The organism is Mycobacterium sp. 29Ha (genome assembly GCF_032883055.1).
Classification (GTDB): domain Bacteria; phylum Actinomycetota; class Actinomycetes; order Mycobacteriales; family Mycobacteriaceae; genus Mycobacterium; species Mycobacterium gallinarum.
Genome location: NZ_JAMQTI010000003.1, coordinates 225,130 through 249,996, shown reverse-complemented (window position 1 = coordinate 249,996; position 24,867 = coordinate 225,130). Strand labels below are relative to the sequence as shown.

Here is a 24,867-nt window from a genome sequence, read left to right as displayed (position 1 = left end):
TTCCGAACGCCGAGCGAGGATTCCGCCGGCCAACCAATTCGAGGACGGCCGCTGGCCGTTTCAGCGAGGGCGGTTCCTTCGTGCAGCACTGAACGACGGCCCAATTCCCACTCGCCACAAGTGGACAAAACGATATGACAAACTCGGGTTGACATGCCAACTTAGGCGGGCCTAAGTAGAGTGATCCGGCCGTTTCGTCGCACGGGCGAATCCGGCGCTGAATCTCGGCGAGAGACATTGCCGCCCTTTCTATTTCGAGATCAAGCGGGCGCGTCAGCCAGAATGCGAAGTGCCGCGTCCCGTGTGAACCCTTCCGTCTGGAGTTTGCTGTAACCATAGTACGCGGAGTTTATCTGGCATTATCCTGCCGAACTGGTTTGCGCAAAGCCTAGCCAGATTCTTAGAGAACAGACCGCACGCTGGCCTGCGGCCGGAGGTCCAGTCGGCGCAGCAGTTGGGCGTTGGCGGCCACCACCACGGTCGACGCAGACATCAAGATCGCACCCACCGACATCGGCAGCACAATCCCGATAGGCGCCAAGATGCCCGCCGCGAGCGGCACCGAAAGCAGGTTGTATCCCGCTGCCCACCAAAGGTTTTGCTTCATCTTGCGATAGGTCGCCTTGGACAGCACGATCACCGAGAGCACCGACCGCGGGTCAGAGCTCGCGAGGATGACCCCCGCCGATGCGATCGCCACGTCGGTGCCCGCGCCGATCGCGATGCCGACGTCGGCCTGTGCCAGCGCCGGGGCGTCGTTGACACCGTCGCCGACGAACGCGACGCTAAGCCCCTCGTCCTGCAACTCCGCGACCTTGGCGGCCTTATCCCCAGGTCGGACGCCTGCGAAGACCCTGTCGATGCCCAGCTCGTCGGCCACCGAGCGCGCCACCGACTCGGCGTCGCCTGTGATCATCACCACCTCGATGCCCAGCTTGTGAAGCGCGTCGACAGCCTCGCGGGACTCCGGGCGCACTTCGTCGGCGAGCTTGAGTGCCCCGACAACGTCGTCGTCGACCAGCACGTGCAGCACGATCGCACCGTCGTCGCGCCACGGCACCACCGCGGACAACTCGTCACGACCGGCCTCGGCCAGTAGCCGCGGCCCGCCGACGCGGACCCGGTGCCCATCCGCCATCGCCGCCACTCCGACCGCGGGCGACGAGCTGAAATCCGACGACCGCGGAACCGTCAAACCGCGCCTGCGGGCGGCCTCGACGATCGCGCGGGCCAGCGGGTGCTCGGAGTCGGCCTCCGCGGCGGCGGCCAATGCCAGCACCTCATCATCGCCGCGGCCGGTCGTCGCGATCGCGGTGACGGTCGGCTCGCCCTTGGTCAGCGTCCCGGTCTTGTCGAACAGCACCGCGCCGACGGTGCGCATGCTTTCCAGTGCCAGCCGGTCCTTGATCAGGACACCGCCGCGGGCCGCGCGCTCGGTCGCGATCGACACCACCAGCGGGATCGCCAGGCCCAGCGCGTGCGGGCAGGCGATCACCAGCACCGTGATGGTGCGCACCACCGCCTCGTCCGGCAGGCCGATCAGGCTCCAGACGACCGTGGTGACGACGGCGGCGCCCAGCGCGAACCAGAACAGCCAGCCGGCCGCCTTGTCCGCCAGCCGCTGCGCGCGCGACGACGAGTTCTGCGCCTCGGTGACCAGGCGCTGAATTCCGGCCAGCGCCGTGTCGTCGCCGACCGCACTGACCGTGACGCGCAGTCCGGAATCGGTGGCGACCGTCCCCGCGATCACGTGGTCGCCGACGCCGCGCCGCACCGGACGCGATTCGCCGGTCACCATCGACTCGTCGACGTCCGCGGATCCGTCGACGATGTCGCCGTCGGCGGGAACACTGCCACCGGGCCGGACCAGCACGACATCACCCACGCGTAGCTCGGACGGCGCGACCGTCTCTGTTGTCCCACCCACCACGCGTTCCGCCTCGTCCGGCAGCAATGCCGCCAGTGAGTCCAACGCCGAAGTGGTCTGCGCCAGCGATCGCATCTCGATCCAATGGCCCAGCAGCATGATCACGATCAGCAGCGCCAGCTCCCACCAGAAGTCGAGCTGGTGATGCAACACACCGAGGCTGGCACCCCACGACGACACGAACGCCACCGTGATGGCGAGGCCGATCAACAGCATCATTCCCGGTGCGCGCGAACGGATCTCGCTGACCGCACCCGTCAGGAACGGCTTGCCGCCCCACACGTACATCACCGTGCCCAGCACCGGGGACACCCACTGGGCTCCGGGGAACGTCGGCACGGCGTAGCCCAGGATCATCGCGAACATCGGTGACAGCGCGACCGTCGGGACGGCGATCACGAGCATCACCCAGAACAGCCGCCGGAACGCCGCGACGTGCCCGCCGTGCCCGCCGTGCCCGGCATGCGCGTCGTGGCCTTCGTGACCCGCGTGGGCCTGATGTTGCGTGTGGTCTACCTCGGTCATGACGGCAGTCTATACCCCTAGGGGGTATATAGCCACCCCCTAGCCGTCACGCTGGACAGCGATGTCTCACCCGTTGAACACCCCACTGGGCCGCTTCGGCATCGTCACGTCCGAAGACGGTCCCGACGGCTGCGTGGCGTCGATACCGGCAGGCGAGATGGTCAACCCGCTCACCGGCACCCTCACGATCGCGCCGCTGGCCATGCTGGTCGACCACGTCGGCGGTCTGGTCAACCACCGCCGCCGAGGCCCAGGCGAGTGGACGGTGTCCAGTGAGCTGTCGTTCGACGTCCGCCCCGACGCGGTCGACGTCATCGCCGAAGACCCAGGCGAGCCGGTCACGGCGACGTCGAAGCCGTTCGCCGCCAAGAGCGACGTCGGGCTTGGCCTGTGCGAGTTGTCCCATCGCGGCATCACGCTGGCCACCGCCACGGTGCGGTCCTTCTTCATCAGCGCGCCGGCGCACATCGGCGAATTTCCCGACGGACCAACGGGTCCTCTGCCGCCCGGTTCCCTGGCCGACCGGATGGCGGTTCGAGTCGCCGAGAGTGGTGGTTCGGCCAAAGCCCTCCAGCAGTTGCCTGATCCGGTACTCAACAACAGCCTCGGCATCGTGCACGGCGGGGTGTCGGCGATGGCACTCGAACTGGTGGCGTCGGCGGCAGTCAACGCAGGCCGCGACTATCGGCCACTGCGTACCGCATCGCTGCGGGTGAATTTCATCCGACAGTTCTTCAGCACTCGGGAAGGCGGCCCCGAATCACGTTATGTCGGAACGGCTTTACGAGTAGGCCGGCGTAGCGGCATCGGCGAGGCGAAAGCCATCGGCCCCGACGGCGAGGTGGCGATCGTCGCGCGCCTCACCGCCTACGCCTAGCCACGAAATCCGCGGTTTGTAGCGAAAGTTCGAGAAGACCTCCACAAAACTCCGATTTCGACGCGAGCATAGGGATATGTCTTCCACACCGCAGAGCCCGAGCCTTCACGCCACCTCATTGACCGACGGCGAAGTCGTCGAGCAGAACGACCTCGGGTCCATCACGCGAGTCACCGCCGACACGTTTCCGATCCTGTCCGGCATGTCGATCAAACGGATCGTCGTCAATCCCGGCGCAATGCGCACACCACACTGGCATGCCAACTGCAACGAGCTCACCTACTGCATATCCGGCACCTCGCTGGTGTCGGTGCTCGACAGCTACAGCAAGTTCTCCAGCTTCACCGTCGGGGCGGGCGAGATGTTCCACATCGACTCCGGGTCACTGCATCACATCGAGAACATCGGAGAGGAGCCCGCCGAGTTCATTCTCGCGTTTCGCAGCGAGCGGCCCGAAGACTTCGGTCTGGCAGCGTCTTTCGGTGCGATGACGGACGCCGTACTCGGCAACACCTATGACCTGCCCGCCGCTGACTTCACGAAGATGCGCCGGGACACCACCGACCGTAAATTCGCGGCGCGCGCAGGCGATCCGGACGTTCCGTCAACTGCTCGGTTCGACGATCCGCACAAGTTCGCCGTCGAGGCGCAGAGTCCGGCCATCGGTGTCGCAGTCGGTTCTGCCCGGCTGGCGCGGTCCCAGTACTGGCCGGCGCTGAAGGATTTGTCGATGTACTCGCTTCGCATCCGCGAGGACGGTATGCGTGAACCGCACTGGCATCCCATCACCGCCGAAATGGGCTACGTCCACAAGGGAAACGGTCGGATGACCGTGATGGACCCCGACGGCTCGGTCGACACCTACTACCTCAAGGAGGGCGACGTCTACTTCATCCCGCGCGCCTACCCGCACCACATCGAGGTGGTGGACGCCCCCGACATTCATTTCGCGATCTTCTTCGACCAGCCCATGCCCGGTGACATCGGGTACCGCGCATCGGCGAGCGCGTACTCGCGCGAAGTGCTGGCCGCGACATTCAACATGCACATCGACGATCTCCCGGCATTCCCGTTCACCAAGACCGACCCGCTGATCGTCAATCGCTGCAATCCCGTCGACGCGTGAACGGCGAAGCTCAGATCACGGTGCGGTGCCGTTGACGTCCGTCGCGGCACGATTTGGCCACGACGGCCACTGGCAACATGGCCGCCAACGGTTTCGGCGAGCACTCACCGGGCGGCTACTCCCTGGCCCCGGTCCTGATCATCGAGGTGGTGCTGGCACCGATGCAGCTCTGGGCGTTCTGGTTGGCGCCGCTGGTCGGTGCCGCCATCGCAGGCATCGCCTACCCGTTCCTGTTCGGCAGGAATGAGGAACTGGCCGACCGCCCGGTGCGCGACGACGCCCTCGAGGAGTCAGCCACCACGTAGCCGCAGGTCACCCGAATTCCCCCCTGTTCAGGGGCCCTTGGAAGTCTTTAGAAACCTCCAAGTGCGTGTTCGTTAACTCTCTCCATCAACGGTCAGGCAGATCGTTCGGCCAACCGACGAGAAGGAGAGGAGATACCCGATGAACACGCTTCGCGCACTCAACCCCTGGTACATGCCCGGCCTGGGCGATTACCTGCACCGTTCGGCAATGCAGGGCCACACCCCCGAACTGTTCAACAACCTCGCCATCTTGTTGAACGCCGCGCCGGCCACCGTGCCCTGGATCGAGGCCGCGTGCGTCGTCGGACTGCTCCTCGTCGCCATCCATCGGTTGATGCGCACCGGCCGAATCGCCGCCGCGTTCCGGCACTACCTGTGGCGGACCGTGGTCGGCTGCTCCGGCGGACTGACGGTGATCGGCCGCTGGCGTCACGAAGGTGGCTGCATCCTCGTCGCCAACCACTCCTCTCACGCCGATACGGCTGTTCTCCTCGCCGCGCTGCCGCCCAAGGCGAAGCCGGTGTTCGTTGCGGCCGCCGACTACTGGTTCGACGTTCCGGTGCGCCGGTTCGTGCTGACCAGCCTCGCAGGTGGCCTTCCGGTGCGGCGTTCGGGCGGCTCGTCGTATGCCGCGCTGGTCGCAGCGGTCAAACCCGCGCTCGCGGCGGGTCGAACTGTCGTGATCTATCCGGAGGGCACCCGCGGCACCGACGGCAACATCGGCGAGTTCCGTTCCGGTGCCATCCATTTGGCAAAGGAATGCGGTGTGCCGGTCATCCCGGTTGCGCTGTTGGGCACCGCCGACGTGCTGCCCAAGGGTGGGCGCCTGACGCCGAACCCGATGGAGGCTCGGATCGGTGAGCCGATGGACCCGGCCGCAATCGCCGCGCAGGATTTGCGGCGCGAGGTCTTGGCATTGCGCAACGGGCGTCGCACGCGGACCAATACAGGCACGCTCCGACTGGTGCAGGACAGCCTCGCGGTCACTCAGCGGGAACCGCAGCGTGCATCCATGGCGGGCGCGGCGTAGCGATGGACGGACTCTACGCACTGAAGCCCTGGTACACCCAACGGCTTCGGATCTTCCTGCAGCGCGCCGAGATTCAGGGCACTTCCCCGGATTTCTTCACCGCGGTCGGCATTTTCGGCGCAGCAGCGGCGGCAGTCAGCATCGCGGTCGGCTGGTGGCCACTGGCGGTGTTGTGGCTCGGTGTCCGACTGGCCGGGGCGAACCTCGACGGCGCGGTCGCGCGGGCCAGGAAGGTCTGCCGACCCTGGGGGTTCACACTGAACGAAATCGGCGACCGCGCCTCGGATCTGCTGATGTTCGCCGGACTCGCGGTCTGGGCGGCATCTCAGGGCGGCCATGGCATGAACTGGCTGTCCTGGCCGGTGATCTGGGTCCTGGCCGCCGCGCTGGCGGCGACGCTGCCGACATTCGCCTCACTGGCCGCCGCAGGGGCGGGCGCAACCCGGCGCAACGGCGGGCCCTTCGGCAAGACGGAACGCTGCCTCGCCGCCATCGTGGCCGCCGCGGCACCGGCGGCCATCCCGGTGGTCGGCGCGATGATCGTCGTCGGGTCGGTGCTCACCGCCTCTTTACGGCTGGAAGCAGCACACCGCGAACTCACGACAGCCGCAGCGTAGACCCGACTACACGCCCAGGGCTGGTCCGATGGTGGTGTTCCAGGACTCCTGCATCTCGGACTCGAACAGAGCCCACGTGTGGGAGCTTTTGCTCATCACCTGTCCGCGTTAGGGTTTCGGACCCGTAAACGCCAACTCGCCGCCGCACAGCACCGTGCGGCGGCGAGTTTGGATCAGGCCGCTACTTGGTCGCGGCCTTCTTCTTGGCGCGGCTGGCGGCCGCTTTTTCGGTCTTGGCGCCCGCGTTTGACAGCTGGCCGCCCGAGTTCTCCAGATGCGCCCGAACGAACCACTGGAACTTCTCCAGCTCGCCCGCCTGGCTGATGAACAGGTCCTGGGACACCAGGTCGAGGTCGTCAAGGCGGTCGATGCCCTTACGCAAATCCTCGATCACGCCGGTGTAGACGAGGTCCAAGGCGGCCAAGTGCGCCTGCACCGTGTCGCGGCCTACCGAGTAGTCGTCCCACGTGCGGTCCTTGATGATGGCGCCCGGCGTACCCTGGGGCGACTTGCCGAGTGCGGCGATGCGCTCGGCGACATCGTCGGCGTACCCGCGAACGAGTTCGACCTGTGGGTCGATCATCTCGTGCACGCCGATGAAGTTCGGCCCGACGACGTTCCAGTGAATGTGCTTCAAGGTCAGATGCAGATCGTTGTACGCGCTGAGCGCCTTCTGCAGAATTTCGGCCACCTCGGCGCCCTGCTTCTCGGAGAGGCCGGGAATGGTGAACGTAGTCATCAGTAGCTCCTTCGCATGATTGACCGTCTCGCGACGTGTACCCGCCGGCTACCGGACAAAACCGTGCGTGGAAGACACGTCACATATCGGCAAGCTTTGGAATCGGCATCCTCGGGCCGAACCGCGGATTTGACGCCAGACCACTGACTTCCAGCAGGCGAACCGCCCGGTGGCGGTGCGGGCGCAGCGGCTCGAGCAGCTCGACCATCGCGGGGTCGTCGATGGGATGGCCGAGCAGACTCCAGCCGACCATCTTGGCCAGGTGGTAGTCGCCGACCGACAACGCGTCGGCATCGCCGAAGGCGCGCTGCGCCGTCTCCGCCGCAGTCCATTCGCCGACGCCGGGTAGCGACATGAGCGCGGTACGGGCCTGCTCCGTCGTGCGGGCCGCCAGGCGTTCCAGCGAGTCGGCCCGCTGCGCGCAGCCCACGATCGTGCGGGCGCGGCCGGGGTCGACGTTCGCGAGGTGAAACTCCCAGGAGGGGATGCGCCGCCACACCTCGGCCGGCGGTGGCACCCGCATGTGTGCGGGGGCCGGCCCGGGTGCGGGTGCGCCGTATCTCGTGACGAGTTTTCTCCACGCAGCGCGGGCGTCCTTGCCGTAAACCCGTTGCTCGAGCACCGCCGGGATGAGCGCTTCCAGTACGCGGTCGGTGCGGCCCAGCCGTAGATGCGGAACCCGCCGATGCGCGGCGGCGATGGTCGGCTCGACCGGCTGAAAGCCCGACGAGTCGTCGTCGCGTCCGAGTTGGGCAGGTAGGGATTCGGCGAATTCCCGTGCGCCGCCGCCCCATGCCTCGCAGTCAACGGTGTCGCGGGCCGATTTGGTGAGGCGCGCGGTGACCGGTCCGCTGCGCATGAGGCTGGTGCGCCAGATCGCCCCGTCCCGGGCGTCGTGATAGCACGGGTCAGCGCGGCCGCGGCGCAGCGGTGACAGCGTCAATCCCGGGCCGGCCGGACACGCGAAAACGACACTGCACTCGACGCTTCGCACCGCCTCAGACTAGGTGACGGTGACGACAGCCTTGTCCGGGTAGAACGCCACATGTCCGGCGATCGCGCCCACCGCAGGGTACGGCTCGAGGTACGTCCAGATCGCGTCCTCGACGGTGTCGCCGGATCCCGTGACCACGTGGTGATAACTCGCCACGCCCTTGAACGGGCAGTACGTCTCGGTGTCGCTGTCGCGCAGCGCGGACTGCACGACGTCGACCTTCGGGATGTACTGCACGGCGGGATACGTCGACTCCTGCAAAGTCAGCGCATTGTCGGTGTCGGCGACGACCTCGCCGTTGATGCGAACGGTGACATGCTTGCCCGTTGGCTCGACGGTGATCGGGTGGGCAGCGGTTGGCTGGAGTACGGGGCGATCGCTCATAACAGAATCAACGTGTCAGTACCGCTCAGGATTCCGGTATCGCTGGCTACGATTCGCGACATGAGTGCACACGGTCCCGCCTCCGCTGAGGCCTCGACAGACATCGCGGCCGAGCCGGCGACGGTATACGCGCTGATCACCGACCTTTCCACGCTGGCGACGCTGGCTGAGGAGGCCACCGAGATGGTTTGGCACCGGGGCGACCGCGTCGCACCGGGGGCCGTCTTCAAGGGCCGTAACCAGCAGGGCAGCAAGAAGTGGACGACGACCTGCACCGTGACCGACGCCGAGCCGGGGCGCGCGTTCGCGTTCGACGTGAAGAGTCTTGTCATCCCCGTCGCGCACTGGCGATATGACATCACCGCGACCGACGGCGGCTGCACCGTCACCGAGCGCACCTGGGACAAGCGGCCCGGTTGGTTTCGCACACCGGCGGGCATCGCGACGGGCGTACGTGACCGCGACACAGCCAACGCCAAGCACATCAAGTTGACCCTGCAGCGGCTGAAGGAGCGCGCCGAACGTTAGTGGGGTCGGCCGGCGATCTTGTCGGCCACGACGGCGATCGGTGACGTCGTCTTGCGCCCGCGCGACTCGTGCCGGTCGGCGGCCTTGTAGGCCGTGTACATCCCACGCACGCCCAGCCATCGCAACGGCTCGGGTTCCCAGTCACGCGATCGGTGCCCGACCCACGGCAGGTCGGTGATCGCCGTCTGCCGTCCGAGCACCAGGTCGGCTAGGGTGCGTCCGGCCAGGTTGGTGGCGGTGACGCCGTGGCCGACGTAACCACCGGCCGCGCCCAATCCCGTTGCCGTATCGAACGTTACGGTGGCCTCCCAGTCCCGCGGCACGGCAAGCACACCGCACCAGGCATGTGCGACGGGGGCACCGCGGGTCTGCGGTAACGCCGAATGCAGCACCGCGGTGAGATGGTCGATGGTGCGCTCGGGGACCCTACCGTCGATGTCGGTACGTGAACCGAAGCGATACGGCACGCTGCGGCCGCCGATGGCGATGCGGTCGTCCACGGTGCGCTGGGCGTAGAAGAAGCCGTGCGCGGTGTCGCCGAGCGTCTCGCGGCCCTCCCAGCCGATGGTCTCCCAAATATCCTGCGGGAGCGGCTCGGTCGCGATCATCGAACTGTTCATCGGCAACCAGCGTCGCTTCAACCCCGGCAGCGACGCGGTGAAGCCTTCGGTCGCGCGCAGCACGACGGGGGCGCTCACCTTACCCAGTACGGTCCCCACCCGTCCGGCGCGCAGCTCGTTGACCGGCGACCGCTCGTAGAGGTCGACCCCAAGCCGCTCGACGGTGTCGGCAAGCCCTCGCACGAGCTGGGCCGGCTGGACGCGCGCACAGTGCGGGTTGTGGTAGGCCGACACGACGCCGTCGATCTGAACACGCTGTGCCGATTCATCTTTCGTCAGCTCAGTGATGCCGTCGACCTTCCAGCTGAGTTCCTCGGAGACTTCGGCCGCCAACCTCGACGCCTGCGCGCGGTTGCGTGCGACGTGCAGCGTTCCGCCCTTGACGATGCCGGCTTCGATACCCTCGCGGCCCGCCACGTCGATGACTTCGTCGACCGACTCGTTGAGGGCCTGCTGCCAGGCCAGCACACGGTCGCGTCCGTAGAGCTTCGCCATCCGGTGTCGGTCACCGGGCACCAGGCCGGACAGCCAACCGCCGTTGCGGCCCGACGCGCCGAACCCTGCGAACCGTGCCTCGAGCACCACGATGCGCAGCGACGGATCGGCCCGCTTCAGGTAGTACGCCGTCCACAGCCCGGTGTAGCCGGCACCGACGATGCACACATCGGCGTCGCGATTTCCCGGCAGCGCGGCACGCACGGCCGGAAGCTGCGGGTACCAATTGGAGATCCGGCCGTTGATCGTTTGGGTCACCTCCTGATTCTGGCAGGACGTGCCACCGGTGTTCTGTGTCGCGGCTGCGAAATTGGTGTCCGGACCACGTCCTTCGCCGTGCGATGCTGGAAGACCGGTCATGGAACAGAAAGGGCGACTTGATGCGTCAGCACCAGCGGTGGGCGAGTTCGGGGAGTGTGCGCGGACGGACGCGAGTCGCGCTCGCGTTGTCGTCGGCAGCTGTCCTCGCAGTCGGGACGGCCTGCGGCGGCGAGTCAGCGGCCCCCACCGAGGAGTCCACCGCCGAGGCGTCGGCCACATCGACGTCGAGCACGCCGGCGCCACCGCCGACGCCTGCGCCCGTCGCCGCCGCCAAGCTCCCCGAGTTGCTGCCAAGCCTCGAGGAGCTCAAGACCATCATGGACAACCCGCAGTTGATCGCGGGGCCGAACTCCACGGGTGTGGCGGTACCGGATCCCAGCCAGCAGGTGTACGAGCCGGAGAACTGCGCCAGCTCCTTCAGCGGCGGCGCGCCGCCCGCCTACGAAGGCACCGGCTACCGGAAGTTCCACGGCGCCAGCCAGGTCCAGTCGCCGACCCCATCGCTCATGCTCGGCGAGTCGGTGGTCACTTTCGACAGCGCGGCGGCCGCGCAGCGCGCCCTGGCCAACTACGTCGAGCAGTGGCGCCGCTGCGCGAACAAGCAGTTCGTGTGGAAGATGATCGCGCAGGGCCAGCAGGCGGCGTTCACGCTGGGCGAGCCAGTCGACGCCGGCGGCGGCGTCACGTCCTTGCGCAACGTCAACGACAATTCGCCGGTCGCCGTCACCCGTGCCATCGCGGCGAAGAACAACGTGCTGGTCGATGTGCAGATCATGGGCAGCAACCTGGCCGAGCAGAACGTGACGATCGCCAACCGGATCCTGGAGAAGATCCCGAACTGAGCGCTGGCTATCCGCCCAGCATCAGGTACTGGGCCGCGATCTGCTGATGAGCGTTGTTCAGGTCGCGGGCAACCGCTTTGAACGTGTACCGATCGTTGGTGCCCACGCACCAGTGCCTCGCGACCCGCGTGCGCGCGTCTTCGATGCGCAGACAACGGCTGGCCGCGAGGCCCGGCACCTCGGCGGCGGGCTGCGCCGACTGCCGTGCCACGACATCGTCACCCAGTGCCTGCGCGAGCTGCTGCGAGGCAGCGGCGTCGCGCGCCTGGTACACCGTCGTCTCGCTCACCGCGACCGTGTCGACCCCGGCGTCCTTCATTGCCGTGCCCGCCTGAATCGGGTTGTCCTCCAACTGTATTGCGCCTGCTGGATCATAGTCGGCGTTCGACATCGAATCGCCCTGGCCCGGCTTGAGCGGCACGGTGCGGGCGAGCAGACCCGTCGGGTCCTGCGGCAGCGAGGCCAACGGCGCCGGCTCGGTCGGTTTGAAGGTGTCGATCAACGGCACCTGTAGATCGAGGATGCGACCGGCCAGCTCGATCTCCCGTTCGGGCGTGCCGAACTGAACGACCTGGATCAGCACGTGTGGCCCGCGCGCGCTGACGACCGTCAGCTCATGCACGATCTTGGTGCCCTCCGGCCGCGCCATCAACGCCCCGCTGATTCCGGGGTGACCCGGAATCGGCACCGCGCGTACCGGTTCGGTCGGCACCGGGCCATCCGCCTGTTCGATCACCGCGATGTTGAGCGCGCCCTCGGCCAGGCCTTCCGCGACTTTCGCGGCGGTCTCCGGAAAGGGATATTGCAGCACCGCATTGCGGACCAACGTCGTATCGCCGGGCGTCGACGATGTCCGCTCGCTGACGAAGCCGACGATCAGCGGCAGTGCCGGAAACCTGGTCAGCATCGAAGGCCAGATCACCTGCGAAATCTGATTGCGCTGCTCCAGAACCTTGGCGGGAGCCGACCCGATCCGGGTCAACGTCGGATCGGCCTGCCACGGCCCGACGACGTAGCCGGCCATCCGCCGTCCCTCGATGAGCCGGCCCACCTCGTCGCTGCCGGCCTGGCCCAGGCGCGGCCGTGGTGTCGTGGGATAGGAGCCGGGGTCGAGCGCCGACGGATCGACGGTCGGTGCCGTCGACTGCACCGCCGTGCCGTCGACGGTGCTACCGCACGCCGCCAGCAGCAGCGCGACCGTCAACGCCGCCAACGTGATTCGCACTACCGCACACCGCTGGGCATGCAGACGCGCCATCCGTCCTCGCGGACCAGCTTCAAGTCGAGGGTCTTGCGGCCCAGCAGTTCGTTCTGGGCATCGACGTTCGCCGTCGCTTCGTCCCCGAGGATCTGCACGCTGTTCACGGTCATGGTCGTCAAACCTTGATCGATACGGGTTTTCTTCGTCATGTCCATGACCGGGCCGGTGTACTGGGCCCGCCACGACGGGCACATCAGCTCAAGATAGGCGTCCCAGTTCTGCGTGTTGTACGCCTGCTGAAAGGCCATGACCGTCTCGCGCACCTGGTCGTCGTCGGACGGTGCGGTGGTCGTGGTCGTGGTGGTGGCCGCAACCGACGTCTGCGTCGACTCCGTGGTGCTCTCCTGGGCGACGGGAGCCTCGCCGCGTGAGCACGCTGCGCCCATGAGAACCGTGACAAGCATCGCTCCGATGACCGCGGATACTTTACGTGACGCCATTGACGGCAAACCTCCTCGCTGAGAACAGTTTTCGATAGGTTCCGGTAGTCACTGTTGCCGGGGCACCTTGTTGGCGGTGGCGGTGATCAAGGCCCCGACATCGCCGGTGCCCGGCGGTCGGCGTTGACGGATGTCGATCAGCACGTTGCCACGGGTCGATATGCCGTGCTGGCAGACCGCGTCGCCGGCACTGGAGGTCGCGTCCAACACGAATGCGCCTGCGTTGTTGGTGGGCTGCCCGAACGTCCACTGCAGCGGCGGCTCGCCCGCCGGGGTGATGGTGACCGTCTTGCCCGCGCAGGCCTCCCAGTCCTGCCGCTGCAACTGCAGCGAGATGCCGGCGCCGCTCGGATCGGGGAACGACCCCACCGCCTGGATGACGCTTTCCTGGGTGATCTTTCGGTACAGCGCACGTAGCGTTTGCACCGCGACCCCGGCGATGCGCGTCTGGCTGTAGACCGGCTGTTGTGCCGGCGCCCATGCACCCAGGCACTGCTGATTGTCGATGGTTGCCGAGTCGTTGAGGAGTTCGGTGCCGTCTGATTCGAGGACCACCGTGGTCTCGCCGGTGTTGCCCGGAATCTCATTGCCGGTCAACAAGATCGAGCGCAACCCGGCAACAGGCACGTCGGTGGCCGGCGGCCCTTCGACGGTGGTCGGGACATCCCCCGATGGCGATCCGGCCTGCGGGTTGCTGGTGGAAGCCGGTTCGTCTGACGGCCACGCCACCACCGTCACGGTGCCGGCGACCAGCACCGCGGCCGCGGCCGTCGCACCGATCACCACCGCGCGCCGTCGGCGTCGCGGTGCGACAGGCACCGGGGTGGACGGCCCGAGGCCCGGTCCCGACTGACCCGGTGGCGGTCCGCCGGGCATCCAGGGCGTGCCGGAGTCCGCGCGCGGATACGAGCTGACCTCCGCGCCGGATACCGGCGCCAGCAACGTCGGGTTCTGTTGTGCACGTGGGTCATACAGCGCCGACCGGGCGGCGGCCGCCAACGCGCTGGCCGAACCGAACCGCTGCCTCGGATCCTTGGCCATCGCGATGGCGATCACCTGGTCGAGCGCCGGCGGCAGCGACGGCACCACATCGGTGACGCGCGGTGGCGGTTGCTGCAAGTGGGCCATCATCGTGGCCGCCGGCCCGTTGGCTCCCGAATACGGTGTCTTGCCGGTCAGCAGCCGATACAGGGTGCAGCCAAGTGAGTAGATGTCGGCGCGGCCGTCGAACTGCATGCCCGACAACACCTCTGGGGCGGCGTAGGCGATGGTGGCCATGACCGACCCGGTGGCGGTCAACCCGACATCGTCCAGCGCGCGGGCGATGCCGAAATCACCGAGTAGCACCCGCTCGTTGGCGTCGGCAGGTCCCGACAGCAGAAAGTTGGCCGGCTTGATATCGCGGTGCACTACGGTACGGCTGTGCGCGAAATCCAGTGCCTTGGCGACCTCGGAGACGATGTGCACAGCACGAGGCGGGGTCATCTTGCCGTCACGCAGTGCGGCGTCGGCGTCGGTGCCGTCGACGAACTGCATCGCGATCCACAGCTGTCCGTCGTCGGTCTGGCCCCGGTCGTATACCGACACGATCTGTGGGTGATCCAGTGATGCGGCCACATCAGCTTCGCGCGTGAAGCGCGTCCGGAAGTCGGGGTCACGCGAGAGTTCTCGGGAGAGCACCTTGAGCGCGTCGCGGCGGGGCAGGGTGGGATGCGCGGCCAGGTAGACCGAGCCCATTCCGCCGGCGCCCAGTTCCCGCTCGATGCGGTAGCCGCCCACCATCGAGCCGTTGGTCAGCACTGGCGGGCCCCTCGATGCTCCTCCGTACGGGTTCCCCCAGCCGCCTTCACGCTCAGCAGTATCACGTACGTCCGCGAGCGGCGTCTTCGCACCCGGTGGCGACGAAGTGGCATCTGGGTCCGTTCGCTCAGCGGTTGGTGATGCGGACGAGGACGCTTTCCAGCGCCGCGGACACCTCGCCCGATACCGCCCGTTCTGCCTCGACCGCGTTCACGGCATCGACGTCGACGGCGCAGGCCGCTGCGGTTTCCTCCACGCTGAGCAGGGCTCGGTGCCGCGCGGCGTACAGGCGCTGACCCAGCGTGCCGGCGGGGGCGGTCGCAGCGTGGCACATCAGGTCGCTGTAGGTCCGGCGCACGTCGGACAGGGCCAGCAGGATCTCGAGCGCTGGCGCGTTGCGCGCGGCGTTGGCGGTGGTGGCGTGCAGCCGGCGCAGCTGCGCCAGCAATTCAGCGACCTGGACGCCGAACTCCGGGTCGTCGGCCGGCGGCAATGCCGCGATCCGCGTGGCCATCCCGTCGAGGGCGATCGTGGCGTAGTCGAGCATCACCTCCAGCTGCACGGAGTCCGACAGCGTTCCGGTGTCGTCGTCGTCGGGGATCTCGCCCCCGCGGGCCACGAGGGGGATCGTTCCCGACGGCCAGCGCAGGGCCCGTTCGATCTTGTCGCGGGTGCCCTGTGAAGGCCAGGTGCGCCCGCGCTCGAAATCCGCCAGCTCGCCCATGCTGACGCCGCTCTCGTCGCTGAGGCGGCGTGCGGAGTAGCCGAGCTCTTCGCGGCGCGCGGTCACCGCCGCACCGGCCCGGGCGATGTCAGGGCCGTCCTGCGCTCCGGCCGGGGACCCGGCGGCGGCCTTCTCCGGCTGCGCGATGGTGTCGTCAGTGGTGCGTGCGGGCATCACGCCGGTGGCCATCATCGTGCCCGCGTCGGGGTCGATGAACGAGAACCGCACCGCAATGCCCTCGGGGTGACCCAGGTGCAGCGTCATGCCGTCCGTCACCGGCACGTTGGAGACCCGTTCACCGTTGAGGAACACGCCGTTGGTGCTGGCTTCGTCGACGACCACCCACTGCGCGCCCGTCGACTCGATCCGCGCGTGCGTCCGGGAGATGCGCGTGTCGTCGATGCGCAGCTGCGCGGGGAGCTCCCTGCCGATGAACACCGGGCCCTCACCGGGGCGCAGCACCTCGTCCACCCTGCCGAACCGCACGATCACGATGGGCAGGCCCGGCTCATCGCGGGGGGACTGCGGCGCAGGCATCGTCTAATTCCTTCCAGGCGTCGGGTCGGCCACCGTCCGATTCTGACAGCAAGCGCGAGTGGTGTAATCGGCAGATGACCGGCCTCGACCGCAACGGTGCGGTTTTCGTGCTCACGCTTGGCGACGACGAGAACCGCTTTCACCCCGATCGACTCGCCGCGATCAACACAGCGCTCGACGAGGTCGAAGCCGCCGAGGGCGCCAAAGCCGTCGTCACGACCGGCCTCGGCAAGTTCTACTCCAACGGACTGGATCTGGATTTCATGGCGGCCAACCCGGACGCCTCCGAAACGATCCTGGTGGACGTTCACCTGATGCTCGCCCGGGTCCTGGCCTTTCCCGCGCCGATCGTCGCCGCCGTACAGGGCCACGCGTTCGCCGGCGGCGCAATGCTCGCACTGGCCCACGACCACATCGTCATGCGGGCCGACCGTGGGTTCTTCTGCCTTCCAGAGGTTGACCTCGGCATCCCGTTCACCCCCGGCATGAACGCCCTGATCCGCTCGCGACTACCCGTCGCGACCGCTCACGAGGCGATGACGACCGCGCGGCGCTATGGCGGTGAGGACGCCCGGTCGGTCGGCATCGTCGCCGCCACCGCGGGTGAGGGCGAGGTGCTCGAGGTCGCGATCGCGCGGGCCGAGGAGCTCGCCCCTAAAGCCGGCGCGGTATTCGGGGCGATCAAGGCCCGGCTCTACGGCGAGGTCATCGCCGAACTCAAGGCGGTCTGATTCCGCCGATCGGGGGACACCGGGTTCATCCGGTAGGCGGTCCGATCACCGGACAGACGCGTGGACCGTTGCGCGGCATCGTTATGCGCAACAGGTCAAGGACATCGGGAGAAACCACATGCACGTCTTCACGCGCTACATCGCCACCTACATCGTCGCCCCCGCCGCGCTGGTCGGCGCGTTCGCGTTGGGAACGGCGGTCAATGCCGAAGCGGCGCCCGCGCACCAGGACTGGCACCCGAGCATGGTGGCCACCCCGACCGTGAAGGCGCCGACCGCTGCCGGTCCGGGCACCAGCCACAGCACGCGTCGCCACATGTATGGGTACGGGTACTGACCACGCTCAGAGGGCCGCTCAGAACGCGTAGCGGTGGTACTGCGCCATGTAGCGCAGCGCCGGCACCACCGACATCACGCGCGCCATCACGAGGTACGGCCAGGCGACGTCCTGGAACGACGCGGAGTCGAACGGTGACTCCCACGCCAGTAACCGCACGCCGGGGACCGCGTCGACGATGTCCTCGGGCCGGTTGATCCCCCAGTACAGCGTCGAACCTGACCGGCGGACCACCGCGTTCATCCACTGCGATTTGATGCCGAGCCGGTTGAACGCGTCGAACTGCAGCTCCCCGCCGGGAAAGGTGTCGACGACGCGGCGCAACAATGCGACACCGTCGGACTCGGTGAGATACATGGTCAGTCCCTCGGCGATCATCAGCGTCGGCCGATCCGAGCGCACGTCGGCGAACCACGTCGGGTCGGTCACCGAGGCGGCGATGACGTGATAGTTGTCCCGGCTCGGGAAGAGTTGACGACGCAGATCGGCGACCTCGGGATAGTCGACGTCGTACCACTCGACGCCGGGACCTGGATCGAGCCGAGACGCGCGCGCATCCAATCCGCAGCCCAGGTGCACGACGGTGGCGTCGGAATGGACCGCGAGAAATTGCCTGGCCCAATTGTCGAAATGGGCGCTGCGGGTGGTCACCGACGGCGAATTGGCTTTCGTGATCGAGGTCTCCGACCAGTCGTAATCGATGCGGTCGACGATCTCCTTGGCCAACCGATCGCCGAGTATCGGCTTGGGCAGGTCGGCGTCCAGCGCTTTTGCATACAGGGTGGCCAGCATGGTCTGCGGTGCACCGGAAAGGTCGACGTGCAGTTTCTCGCCCACGCTTGCGAGGCTAACCGCGGCACGATCCAACTCGCCAGCCGCTGAACACTGTACGGCGTGGCGTTCAACGAATAACGTTGACATACATGCGGATCGACGTTCACGCCCACTACTGGACCGACCAATATCTCGACCGGGTCGCCGCTCTCGGTAAGACCGACACCGCGGTCCAGCGAGGTATCGGCGCTGGCGGTGGCGCCGAGCTCGATGCGCGGCTGCGGTTGATGGATCGCGCGGGCATCGACATTCAGGTGCTGTCGGCCGCTCCGCAGTTGCCCTACGGCCTCGACACCGAGCGGGCCGTCGCAGCGGCCCACTACGTCAACGACGAGTACGCAGCAATCGTCACCGCACGTCCCGACCGCTTCCGCGCCTTTGCAGCCTTGCCTATGCCGGACGTCGATGCCGCGATCGCCGAAATAGCTCGTGCCACAGATGAATTGGGCATGGTCGGCGTCACGATGAACACCAGCGTGCTGGACCGCGCGATCACCGATCCGGACTTCGAGCCGATTTTCGCCGAACTCGATGCCCGCGGTGCGGTGCTGTACCTGCATCCGGCGGGTAACGGCGCCTGCTCCCCGCTGGTGACCGAACACCGCATCACGTGGATGGCAGGCGCACCGTTCGAGGACACCATCGCCGCGCTGCAGCTGATCACTTCCGGCCACCTGCAACGGTATCCCGGCGTGAAGATCATCTGCTCACATCTGGGAGGCGCGCTGCCGATGCTGACCCGCAGGGCCGACGATCACCTCGCGTGGGAGGCGCCCGACACTCCGGAGCCTCCCAGCCACGCGGTACACCGGCTGTGGTTCGACACGGTGAGCCACTGCCACGAACCCGCATTGCGTTGTGCCATAGACACTTTTGGTGCCGACCGGATACTGTTGGGCACCGATTTCCCGTACGAGGACGGCGATACATTCGTGCGCGCGGTCGAGTACGTGATGAAGGTCGCCGATCCCGGCGAAGCGCACGCAATCCTCGACGCCAACGCTATGGCGTTGTTCCACCTCGCCTAGGCGGCCATCGCGAGGTCCTCGGTGAACACCGTCTCCAGTGTCGCCAGGTCACCCGTTTGCGCGGCCGCCGTCAGCGCCACCACCATCCGCTTCTGCTCGGCGCCCGTGGGCTCCTCACGGCGTTCTGCGACAAGGCGTCTGCGCGCACGGCTGACGAGTTGGCGCGCGTTCGCCTGCGTCACCTCCACGATCCCGGCGATCTCGGCGTACGAATAGTCGAACGCCTCGCGCAGCACGTAGGCCGCGCGCTCGGGCGGGGACAGCCGTTCGAGCAGGGTCAGCGCGGCGAGTTCCAGTGCTTCGCACTGCTCGATACGACGCTGCGGGTCCGCGTGGGGATCCACCGGATCGGGCACCCACGAGCCCGCGTGGGTTTCGTGTCGCGCACGTGCCGACTGCAGTGCGTTGATGCAGAGCCGCTTCGTGGTGGTGGCCAGGAACGCCGGCGGGTCGAGAACGACGTTGCGATCGCAGGTCTGCCACCGCACCCACGCGTCCTGGACGATGTCTTCCGCTGCGGCGCTGTCGTTCAGGATCCGAAACGCGATGCCGAACAAGCGATCCCGGCACGACAAGAACGTCACTGCGGCGTCTTCGAGGCTTTGGCGGGGCATGTTAATTCCTTCCGCGGTCAAACCGCCGCGCCGCCGCCGTCGGCGTGCAGCGTCGAACCGGTGATGAAGCTGGCCCGCGGCGAGGCCAGAAACAGCACTGCCTCGGCGATTTCGGCGGCATGCGCAGTACGGCCCAGCGGTATGACCCGTCCGAGTTCCTCGTTGGTCTCGCCCCATTCGGCGGCCACCCCTTCGGTGCGGGTCGGCCCGGGCGCGACACTGTTGACGCGCACCCCGTGCTTGCCGAACTCGGCGGCCCAGGTGCGGGTCAACGACTCGAGCGCCGCCTTGGAGGCGCTGTACACGGACGCCCCGGGAGCACCCTTGGACGCGACCATGGAGGTGACGTTGACGATGCTGCCGCTGCCGCGATCGACCATTGCCGGGACCACGCCCGCGATCAGGAAGTACGCACCGCGAACGTTGGTGTCGAAAATCGATTCGAATGCGGCGAGATCCTGGTCGACGGTGGCGGCGCCGGTGAAGTTCGCGGCGTTGTTCACGACGATGTCGACGGTGCCCACCTGGTCGATGAGTGCGTGGATCGAGTCCATGTCGGACAGGTCGGCAGATACGAAGCGCGCGTGGTCACCGATCCGCGCCGCCGCCGCCGCACCACGGGCAAGGTCGCGCCCGGAGATGATGACCTCGGCACCCTCGGCCGCCATCAGGCGTGCGACTTCCCACCCGATACCGGCCGTGCCGCCTGTGACCAGGGCTTTCTGATTCGCAAGTTCCACCAGCTCAGTCTGTCGACCGAGTTGGACCACGGGACCCTTGAAAGTCCGTAGTCATTGCATGGTCCGGCTAGGTGACCTCGGGTCGCCCCCGTAGCTGCCGACGGGATTTGATACCGAGCTTGGCGAACACCTTGCGCAGGTGCCATTCGACGGTGTGGGCGCTGATGAACAGCTGCGCCCCGATCTCCTGATTGGTCAGGCCGGCGCCGGCCAGCTGAGCGATCTGCCCCTCCTGCGCCGTCAGCCCGTCGTCCGTGCCGATCGCACGCTTCTGGGTCTTCTCGCCGGTGACGAGCAGCTCGCGGCGGGCCCGCTCGGCGTAGCTCTCCGACCCCATGCGGACGAACATGTCGTGCGCGGTGCCCAGATGCTCGCGGGCGTCGACCCGCCGATTCATACGGCGCAGCCACTCCCCGAACACGAGATGCGAACGAGCGAGATAGACCTTCATCCGGGTGCGACCGAGCCGTTCGATTGCCTCGCGGTAGAGCATCTCAGCGGTCTGGTCGTCGGCGACGAGAGCCCGGCAGCGGGCCAATGTGCCGAGTGCCCAATCTGTGTCGGCGACGGCCTGGGTCTCCATCAGCGCGACTCCGCGGGCGGCCGCTTCCCGGTCGCCGCACCGGACACCCGCCTCGATGAGTTCGGCGAGCGCCATCCGGTACGGGCCCAGGTCCTCGTGCTCGCACGCCTGCTTCGCCGCGGTGAGCGCTTCTTGATAGCGGCCGAGCCCGTTGTTGAGGATCGCGGTGAAGCATCCGACCAGCCCCGTGACTCGGCCCTCGCCGCGTGACTCCGCGAGCTTCGTGGTGGCCTCGAGCAGTCGCAACGACTCGGTCTCCGCGCCGCGCCAGACGGTGAGCGAGATCGCGTGGTACCGCACCGGCGCCAATCCCGTTGCGGCGGAGATCGTATTGGCCTCCTCGATCAGCGCCGCGGCCGCCTCGAACTCGCCCGCGAACACGTGGCTGCCCGCCCGTGTCGCCAGCGCCAGCGGGAGCATCGCGAGCGCACCCGATTCGCGTGCCAGGCGAACCGCGGTGGTGCCGACGTTGTGCCACATGTCGTCGTCCCACAATTCCCCCGCCGCGCACTCGAGCGCGATGGGAAAGCCCTGCCAGAACGATCGCATCACATCGTCGTCGGTGTGCTGCGCTGCCTCGAGGACCTTCGTCACGGCGGTGCGCAACGTCGGCAGGCTCGCGGCGTGGCCGTCGGTGAACCGCATTGCCAAACCGTCCAGCAGCAGATCGTGCGGGCGCGGCGGCTGCGGTCCCGGAGGTGCGTGGCGGGCCGGTTCGGCGACGACGATCGGCCCGCCGTACGGGCACAACCTGCCCGCGTACATCGCGGCGCCGAGGGCGTCCAGATAGGTCTCTCTCGCGAGCCCGTCGTCGAGCCCTTCCAGACCCCGGGCGGCATCAAGCAAGCCGAGCGCGGTGTCGGCCACCGGCGCGGCACCGTCCACGCCGCCGCGACTCTCCACGAAGGCGATCCGCGCACGCAGTCGCTGAGCACGCGCGCGCTGCAGCGCATCAAGGGGGCTCATCTCCGCGATCGCCAGCAGGCCGAACGCCGCTTCGGAGGACGTGGCCGCGAACTTGGCCTCGGCGGCGGCCAGCGCCCTGGCTCCTCGTTGTGCCGGGTCCGACGTCAGCTCGGTCGCCCGTTCCAGGAACGCCGCCGCGGCGGCGACACCGCCCCTGGCGGCGGCGCGGTCGGCGGACCTTTCGAGTTCGTCGGCCACACCGTCGTCGGTGCCGAACGCGGCGTTGGCGCCGTGCCAGGCGCGGCGGTCGGGGTCGGAGTTCGGATCGGTCTCTTCCGCGAGGGCGCGGTGCGCCTGTCGCCGATCGTCGATGTCGGCGGCGAGGTAGGCGGCCGAGCGCATCAGCGGGTGGCGGAACCGGACCCGGGTGCCGATCTCGATCAGTCCATCGGCCTCCGCGTGTGCGGCGTCGTCCGGGGTGATTCCCAGCCGACGCGCGGCTCGTATCAGGAGGGCTTTGTCGCCGACGGGTTCCGCCGCAGCGGCGAGCAACAGCTTCTGCGTCGGCGCGGGCAGCGACTTGACCCGTCGCACAAAGCTCTGCTCCAGATGGCTCGATGGGGCGCGCGCGTCGGGACGTCCGTAGCCACCCTCGGCCGCGGCCGGATCGCGCGGCAGCTCCAGCAGCGCCAGCGGATTGCCGCGCGCCTCGGCGATGATCCGTTCGCGCACCCGATCGTCGAGGCGGCCGCGAATCACGGTGTCCAGCAGGGCGCGCGAGTCGCCGTCGGACAGACCGTGGATCTCCATGTCGGGCAGCCCGGTCAACTCGTCGGCGACGGTGATGTTGCGCACCGCGAACACCAAGGCGACGGGCTCGGCGAGCAGACGGCGCGCGACGAACGCGAGCGTCTGCGCCGAAACCTGGTCCAGCCATTGGGCGTCGTCGACGATGCAGATCAGCGGTCGGTCCGCGGTGAGTTCGGCGAGCAGGCTCAGCGTGGCGAGACCGACTAGGAAGCGGTCCGGCGGCGGTCCAGCACTCTGGCCGAACGCGGTGGCAAGCGCGTCGCGCTGCGGCGCGGGCAGGGCATCCAGACGGTCCAGCATCGGGGCGCACAGTTGGTGCAGGCCCGCGAAGGCGAGTTCGACTTCGGCCTCGACACCGGCTGCGCGGGCGACGTGGAACCCGGCGGCGCGCTCGGCGACGTAGTCCAGCAGTGCGGTCTTGCCCACGCCCGCCTCGCCTCGCAGCACGACGACCTGGCTCTCGCCCCTGCCGGCAGCCTTGACTAGACGGTCCAGCGCCTCGCACTCGTCATGTCGGCCGCGCAGGGGATTTTCCGCACCGCCTGCCATGTACACCGCCGTCGATCTTGAAGGGCGGCCTTCACGTTAGCCTGTGCTGCCGTCCGACGGCGATTTGGCCTTGCGCCGGGCCTCGCGCAGCCCGACCCAGAAACGGGCCGCTTCCCTGATCGACTCCTCGACGGGTCGCGGCTCCCAACCCAATTCGCGCTTGGCTTTGTCACACGCCACCGGCGCCTCCGCACGCATGAGACGCAGCGAACCCATCGACAGTTGTTCGTCGGTGCCGCGCAGCTTGGCCTTCGCGCTGCCGAGTACGGCCATCGCGTACGACACCGGCAGAGGAATCGACTTGGTCGGTGCGGGCACCCCGGCGGCCTCGGCGGCGATGCGCACCACTTCGGCGTTGCTGATCATCTTCTCCGAGATCAGATAGCGCTCACCGTTCCTGCCCTTTTCGGCGGCCAGGATGAGCGCCCGCGCCGCGTCGTCGATGCCGACGGCCTCGAGCTCGATCTTGTCCATCACGAACGGCAGCTTGCCGAACGCGGTACCGGCGATGATCTGGCCGTGCGGGGTCATGCCCCAGTCGCCGGCGCCGTACGTCGTCGACACACACATCGCGACGGCGGGCAGATCGTGTTCGCGCGCGTACTGGAGCACGAGTTCCTCGGCCTGCACCCGGGAGCGGACGTACGGTGTCAGGCCTCGGAGCCGAGAGGTCGGCGACATTCCACCCCTGTCGACGATCATGTCGTCCTCGGTGGCGACCCGACCGCGTTTACGTCCGACGGTGACGTAACTGCTGGTGAAGACAAACCGGTGCAGCCCGGCATCTTTCGCGATCTCCAGCACGTTGCGGGTGCCGTCGACGTTGGTGTGGAACAGCGGCGCGGGGTCGCGCAGCCAGCCGCGGGTGTCGACGACGCAGTAGTAGACGTCGTCGACACCGGCCATCGCTTCGCGCAGGGTCTCGTTGTCCCAGATGTCGCCGACGAACCGCGTGACGTCGAGATCGTCGATGCCGATCGTGTTGGCACCGTCGCGCACCATCACGCGCACGTCTTCGCCCTTGTCGACCAGCTGACGGGTGACGTGCGAGCCGAGATAGCCGTTGGCGCCGATGACCAGTGCGGTCACTTCTGTCCGCCCTGCTGCCCGCCGAACTGCTTCATCCATTCGGCCGCTTCGTCGGGCAGGGTGCCCAGTTCCTCCGCCTTACGGCACCACTTCACCGCGGCCCTCACGAACCGCAACGGGTTGTAGATGTCCTCCTGACGGCGCCACAGCCCGTCGCCCGCGTACGTGATGATCGAGATGTTGGTGGCCGTGATGATCGTGCCGTCGCCGGGGTCACGCATCGGGTTGTCGAGCTCGCAGATGACCCGGCCGGTCGCCTCGTCGAACACCTTCCAGAGCGCCGGGAACGACGTCATGTAGCTGCCGGGGAAGCTCTCCATCGTCTGCCAGATCCAGGGGCGCACCTCGTCCCGGCCGCGCATGGTGCCCGCCGCGTGCTCGACGTAGAGGACGTCGGGTGTGTACTGCTCAACCCAGGGATCCCAGTCGCGGGTCTGCGCCGCGCGATCGACCGTCGCTTCGAATTGCTCGAACGCCGCGACCAACTCATCGCGGCTGAAAGTGCTGCCAGTCACACCAGAACTAGAACACGTTCTACTGAGGTTTGTCGAGCA

The 24,867-nt window shown here is 67.7% G+C and carries 24 protein-coding genes and 1 pseudogene; 10 read left to right on the top strand and 15 right to left on the bottom strand.

Annotated features, from left to right (window positions below; all coding sequences use genetic code 11):
- Positions 1 to 400: 400 nt before the first annotated feature.
- Positions 401 to 2,452: a heavy metal translocating P-type ATPase gene (locus M1248_RS05850; RefSeq protein WP_317147813.1), complete on the bottom strand. Its 2,052-nt coding sequence runs from the start codon at positions 2,450 to 2,452 to the stop codon at positions 401 to 403.
- Between the two features lie 61 nt (positions 2,453 to 2,513).
- On the opposite strand from M1248_RS05850, the gene M1248_RS05845 reads away from it, so the two are divergent.
- The 5 genes and pseudogenes from M1248_RS05845 (at position 2,514) to M1248_RS05825 (ending at position 6,407) form a co-directional block, all read left to right on the top strand.
- A complete protein-coding gene (locus tag M1248_RS05845) occupies positions 2,514 to 3,329 on the top strand; it encodes a PaaI family thioesterase (protein WP_163732963.1) in 816 nt (271 codons plus the stop codon).
- A 76-nt stretch (positions 3,330 to 3,405) separates the two neighbouring features.
- Positions 3,406 to 4,455, top strand: a complete 1,050-nt coding sequence (locus M1248_RS05840) for a cupin domain-containing protein (protein WP_317147812.1) — start codon at positions 3,406 to 3,408, stop codon at positions 4,453 to 4,455.
- Between the two features lie 62 nt (positions 4,456 to 4,517).
- Positions 4,518 to 4,760 (top strand): annotated as a pseudogene (locus M1248_RS05835) (hypothetical protein); the annotation flags it as partial.
- A 139-nt stretch (positions 4,761 to 4,899) separates the two neighbouring features.
- On the top strand, positions 4,900 to 5,790 hold the full coding sequence (locus M1248_RS05830) for a lysophospholipid acyltransferase family protein (RefSeq protein WP_317147811.1): 891 nt from the start codon (positions 4,900 to 4,902) through the stop codon (positions 5,788 to 5,790).
- 2 nt (positions 5,791 to 5,792) lie between these two features.
- The gene (locus M1248_RS05825; RefSeq protein ID WP_317147810.1) at positions 5,793 to 6,407 is read left to right on the top strand and encodes a CDP-alcohol phosphatidyltransferase family protein; all 615 of its coding nucleotides are present in this window, start codon (positions 5,793 to 5,795) and stop codon (positions 6,405 to 6,407) included.
- 181 nt (positions 6,408 to 6,588) lie between these two features.
- On the opposite strand, the gene M1248_RS05820 is transcribed toward M1248_RS05825, so the two are convergent.
- From M1248_RS05820 to M1248_RS05810, 3 genes are all read right to left on the bottom strand, one after another.
- On the bottom strand, positions 6,589 to 7,146 hold the full coding sequence (locus M1248_RS05820; RefSeq protein WP_317147809.1) for a DNA starvation/stationary phase protection protein: 558 nt from the start codon (positions 7,144 to 7,146) through the stop codon (positions 6,589 to 6,591).
- A gap of 79 nt (positions 7,147 to 7,225) precedes the next feature.
- The gene (locus tag M1248_RS05815) at positions 7,226 to 8,140 is read right to left on the bottom strand and encodes a DNA-3-methyladenine glycosylase 2 family protein (RefSeq protein WP_317147808.1); all 915 of its coding nucleotides are present in this window, start codon (positions 8,138 to 8,140) and stop codon (positions 7,226 to 7,228) included.
- Positions 8,141 to 8,149: 9 nt separating this feature from the next.
- On the bottom strand, positions 8,150 to 8,524 hold the full coding sequence (locus M1248_RS05810; protein WP_317147807.1) for a DUF427 domain-containing protein: 375 nt from the start codon (positions 8,522 to 8,524) through the stop codon (positions 8,150 to 8,152).
- A gap of 60 nt (positions 8,525 to 8,584) precedes the next feature.
- Here M1248_RS05810 and M1248_RS05805 point away from each other — a divergent pair, with 60 nt between their 5' ends.
- The gene (locus M1248_RS05805; protein ID WP_317147806.1) at positions 8,585 to 9,052 is read left to right on the top strand and encodes an SRPBCC family protein; all 468 of its coding nucleotides are present in this window, start codon (positions 8,585 to 8,587) and stop codon (positions 9,050 to 9,052) included.
- On the opposite strand, the gene M1248_RS05800 is transcribed toward M1248_RS05805, so the two are convergent.
- A complete protein-coding gene (locus M1248_RS05800) occupies positions 9,049 to 10,425 on the bottom strand; it encodes an FAD-dependent oxidoreductase (RefSeq protein WP_317147805.1) in 1,377 nt (458 codons plus the stop codon). The two genes, M1248_RS05805 and M1248_RS05800, sit on opposite strands and share 4 nt — an antisense overlap.
- 122 nt (positions 10,426 to 10,547) lie before the next feature.
- Between M1248_RS05800 and M1248_RS05795 the strand changes: the two genes are divergently transcribed.
- Complete coding sequence (locus M1248_RS05795; RefSeq protein ID WP_317147804.1) at positions 10,548 to 11,330, top strand: sensor domain-containing protein; 783 nt, start codon at positions 10,548 to 10,550, stop codon at positions 11,328 to 11,330.
- A 7-nt stretch (positions 11,331 to 11,337) separates the two neighbouring features.
- Here the strand turns inward: M1248_RS05795 and M1248_RS05790 are convergent, their stop codons facing one another.
- From M1248_RS05790 to M1248_RS05775, 4 genes are all read right to left on the bottom strand, one after another.
- Positions 11,338 to 12,555 carry a hypothetical protein gene (locus M1248_RS05790; RefSeq protein ID WP_317147803.1) on the bottom strand — a complete coding sequence of 406 codons (1,218 nt, stop codon included), beginning with the start codon at positions 12,553 to 12,555 and terminating at the stop codon, positions 11,338 to 11,340.
- Complete coding sequence (locus M1248_RS05785; RefSeq protein ID WP_163732929.1) at positions 12,555 to 13,031, bottom strand: nuclear transport factor 2 family protein; 477 nt, start codon at positions 13,029 to 13,031, stop codon at positions 12,555 to 12,557. The genes M1248_RS05790 and M1248_RS05785 overlap by 1 nt, the downstream gene beginning before the upstream one ends.
- Before the next feature lie 48 nt (positions 13,032 to 13,079).
- Positions 13,080 to 14,831, bottom strand: coding sequence for a serine/threonine-protein kinase PknH/PknJ (locus tag M1248_RS05780; protein ID WP_317147802.1), 1,752 nt, complete (start codon positions 14,829 to 14,831; stop codon positions 13,080 to 13,082).
- 127 nt (positions 14,832 to 14,958) lie between these two features.
- The gene (locus tag M1248_RS05775) at positions 14,959 to 16,092 is read right to left on the bottom strand and encodes an FHA domain-containing protein (RefSeq protein ID WP_317147801.1); all 1,134 of its coding nucleotides are present in this window, start codon (positions 16,090 to 16,092) and stop codon (positions 14,959 to 14,961) included.
- Between the two features lie 74 nt (positions 16,093 to 16,166).
- Between M1248_RS05775 and M1248_RS05770 the strand changes: the two genes are divergently transcribed.
- The gene (locus M1248_RS05770) at positions 16,167 to 16,823 is read left to right on the top strand and encodes an enoyl-CoA hydratase-related protein (protein ID WP_317147800.1); all 657 of its coding nucleotides are present in this window, start codon (positions 16,167 to 16,169) and stop codon (positions 16,821 to 16,823) included.
- Positions 16,824 to 16,941: 118 nt separating this feature from the next.
- Positions 16,942 to 17,160, top strand: coding sequence for a hypothetical protein (locus tag M1248_RS05765; protein ID WP_317147799.1), 219 nt, complete (start codon positions 16,942 to 16,944; stop codon positions 17,158 to 17,160).
- 18 nt (positions 17,161 to 17,178) lie between these two features.
- Here M1248_RS05765 and M1248_RS05760 read toward each other — a convergent pair whose 3' ends face one another.
- Positions 17,179 to 17,952: a class I SAM-dependent methyltransferase gene (locus tag M1248_RS05760; protein WP_317147861.1), complete on the bottom strand. Its 774-nt coding sequence runs from the start codon at positions 17,950 to 17,952 to the stop codon at positions 17,179 to 17,181.
- A gap of 131 nt (positions 17,953 to 18,083) precedes the next feature.
- Between M1248_RS05760 and M1248_RS05755 the strand changes: the two genes are divergently transcribed.
- A complete protein-coding gene (locus tag M1248_RS05755; RefSeq protein WP_317147798.1) occupies positions 18,084 to 19,022 on the top strand; it encodes an amidohydrolase family protein in 939 nt (312 codons plus the stop codon).
- On the opposite strand, the gene M1248_RS05750 is transcribed toward M1248_RS05755, so the two are convergent.
- The 5 genes from M1248_RS05750 to M1248_RS05730 all read right to left on the bottom strand — a co-directional run bounded on the left by M1248_RS05750 (position 19,019) and on the right by M1248_RS05730 (position 24,828).
- A complete protein-coding gene (locus M1248_RS05750) occupies positions 19,019 to 19,636 on the bottom strand; it encodes a sigma-70 family RNA polymerase sigma factor (RefSeq protein ID WP_317147797.1) in 618 nt (205 codons plus the stop codon). The two genes, M1248_RS05755 and M1248_RS05750, sit on opposite strands and share 4 nt — an antisense overlap.
- A gap of 17 nt (positions 19,637 to 19,653) precedes the next feature.
- Positions 19,654 to 20,376, bottom strand: a complete 723-nt coding sequence (locus M1248_RS05745; protein ID WP_317147796.1) for an SDR family oxidoreductase — start codon at positions 20,374 to 20,376, stop codon at positions 19,654 to 19,656.
- Between the two features lie 67 nt (positions 20,377 to 20,443).
- The gene (locus M1248_RS05740; RefSeq protein WP_317147795.1) at positions 20,444 to 23,224 is read right to left on the bottom strand and encodes an AAA family ATPase; all 2,781 of its coding nucleotides are present in this window, start codon (positions 23,222 to 23,224) and stop codon (positions 20,444 to 20,446) included.
- A gap of 36 nt (positions 23,225 to 23,260) precedes the next feature.
- Entirely contained in the window at positions 23,261 to 24,352 is a 1,092-nt protein-coding gene (locus M1248_RS05735) for an NAD-dependent epimerase/dehydratase family protein (protein ID WP_163732901.1), read from the bottom strand.
- Entirely contained in the window at positions 24,310 to 24,828 is a 519-nt protein-coding gene (locus M1248_RS05730; protein WP_163732897.1) for a nuclear transport factor 2 family protein, read from the bottom strand. Before M1248_RS05730 ends, M1248_RS05735 begins: the two co-directional genes overlap by 43 nt.
- Positions 24,829 to 24,867 lie beyond the last annotated feature (39 nt).

Excerpts from the sequence above, each read along its gene's own strand:
- M1248_RS05850 (WP_317147813.1), bottom strand. The coding sequence starts at position 2,452 with ATGACCGAGGTAGACCACACGCAACATCAGGCCCACGCGGGTCACGAA.
- M1248_RS05845 (WP_163732963.1), top strand. The coding sequence starts at position 2,514 with ATGTCTCACCCGTTGAACACCCCACTGGGCCGCTTCGGCATCGTCACG.
- M1248_RS05840 (WP_317147812.1), top strand. The coding sequence starts at position 3,406 with ATGTCTTCCACACCGCAGAGCCCGAGCCTTCACGCCACCTCATTGACC.
- M1248_RS05830 (WP_317147811.1), top strand. The coding sequence starts at position 4,900 with ATGAACACGCTTCGCGCACTCAACCCCTGGTACATGCCCGGCCTGGGC.
- M1248_RS05825 (WP_317147810.1), top strand. The coding sequence starts at position 5,793 with ATGGACGGACTCTACGCACTGAAGCCCTGGTACACCCAACGGCTTCGG.
- M1248_RS05820 (WP_317147809.1), bottom strand. The coding sequence starts at position 7,146 with ATGACTACGTTCACCATTCCCGGCCTCTCCGAGAAGCAGGGCGCCGAG.
- M1248_RS05810 (WP_317147807.1), bottom strand. The coding sequence starts at position 8,524 with ATGAGCGATCGCCCCGTACTCCAGCCAACCGCTGCCCACCCGATCACC.
- M1248_RS05805 (WP_317147806.1), top strand. The coding sequence starts at position 8,585 with ATGAGTGCACACGGTCCCGCCTCCGCTGAGGCCTCGACAGACATCGCG.
- M1248_RS05795 (WP_317147804.1), top strand. The coding sequence starts at position 10,548 with ATGCGTCAGCACCAGCGGTGGGCGAGTTCGGGGAGTGTGCGCGGACGG.
- M1248_RS05785 (WP_163732929.1), bottom strand. The coding sequence starts at position 13,031 with ATGGCGTCACGTAAAGTATCCGCGGTCATCGGAGCGATGCTTGTCACG.
- M1248_RS05775 (WP_317147801.1), bottom strand. The coding sequence starts at position 16,092 with ATGCCTGCGCCGCAGTCCCCCCGCGATGAGCCGGGCCTGCCCATCGTG.
- M1248_RS05770 (WP_317147800.1), top strand. The coding sequence starts at position 16,167 with ATGACCGGCCTCGACCGCAACGGTGCGGTTTTCGTGCTCACGCTTGGC.
- M1248_RS05765 (WP_317147799.1), top strand. The coding sequence starts at position 16,942 with ATGCACGTCTTCACGCGCTACATCGCCACCTACATCGTCGCCCCCGCC.
- M1248_RS05760 (WP_317147861.1), bottom strand. The coding sequence starts at position 17,952 with ATGCTGGCCACCCTGTATGCAAAAGCGCTGGACGCCGACCTGCCCAAG.
- M1248_RS05755 (WP_317147798.1), top strand. The coding sequence starts at position 18,084 with ATGCGGATCGACGTTCACGCCCACTACTGGACCGACCAATATCTCGAC.
- M1248_RS05750 (WP_317147797.1), bottom strand. The coding sequence starts at position 19,636 with ATGCCCCGCCAAAGCCTCGAAGACGCCGCAGTGACGTTCTTGTCGTGC.
- M1248_RS05740 (WP_317147795.1), bottom strand. The coding sequence starts at position 23,224 with ATGGCAGGCGGTGCGGAAAATCCCCTGCGCGGCCGACATGACGAGTGC.
- M1248_RS05735 (WP_163732901.1), bottom strand. The coding sequence starts at position 24,352 with ATGGATGAAGCAGTTCGGCGGGCAGCAGGGCGGACAGAAGTGACCGCA.